General features: G+C 39.2%; 2 protein-coding genes. Both read right to left on the bottom strand.

All coding sequences use genetic code 11. The features are described from left to right. Positions 1-116, bottom strand: a 116-nt coding sequence (locus ND16A_RS21985) for a helix-turn-helix domain-containing protein (protein ID WP_152593820.1), incomplete at its 3' end; no start/stop codon positions are given. A gap of 32 nt (positions 117-148) precedes the next feature. After that, positions 149-316, bottom strand: a complete 168-nt coding sequence (locus ND16A_RS20985; RefSeq protein ID WP_152593819.1) for a MerR family DNA-binding transcriptional regulator — start codon at positions 314-316, stop codon at positions 149-151. Positions 317-546: the final 230 nt, after the last annotated feature.

The following is a 546-nucleotide window of genomic DNA, read 5'->3' as shown; positions in this document are numbered from 1 at the left end:
TCGTGCCACTTGGCCAATCCCCAATTCCACGAAAAACGGGCAACACCACACGCTCTCGCCAAATGGCTAGCGTGTTTATTATTCGCCAGTAATTGAGTTTTAAAGGCTATCTTCATGCTTGATAGTGCACTGTTGTTTTATACAGTGATCAAGCGACTTTTTTCAATGTCTTATTTTGATGTGAACGCTTGCCTAACGTTCGGCTATGTGAATTCAGTTTGCTATTGCGATCCCAGCGCCTCATAGTTTCGACTGAAACACCATAATGCTTTGCGGCCTCGCCTATACTCACTAAATCGAAGACTAAAGTTTTCATAATCACCACCTCATGATCAGGTTTAGGCAATTATTCGCTAACTAGCAAGAACCCTATTTTTTTAAATTACGCAAAGCTAAACCCCCGCCAACCTGCGAGGTTAAAACCTGAAGTATCCCCACAAATATTTGTGTAAGCGTTTGAAATTTAGTTAAATTAATTTCACCACAAAACAAAAAAACTAAACCTCAAACGCTATGAAGGTATTTTCAAACTTTTTTAAGAAAGAA

It is taken from the genome of Thalassotalea sp. ND16A, from assembly GCF_000764205.1.
In the GTDB taxonomy this organism is placed as follows: domain Bacteria; phylum Pseudomonadota; class Gammaproteobacteria; order Enterobacterales; family Alteromonadaceae; genus Thalassotalea_A.
This window is presented reverse-complemented; position numbering and strand designations above follow the sequence as displayed.

Coding starts and splice junctions, on each gene's coding strand:
- ND16A_RS20985 (WP_152593819.1), bottom strand. CDS start 316: ATGAAAACTTTAGTCTTCGATTTAGTGAGTATAGGCGAGGCCGCAAAG.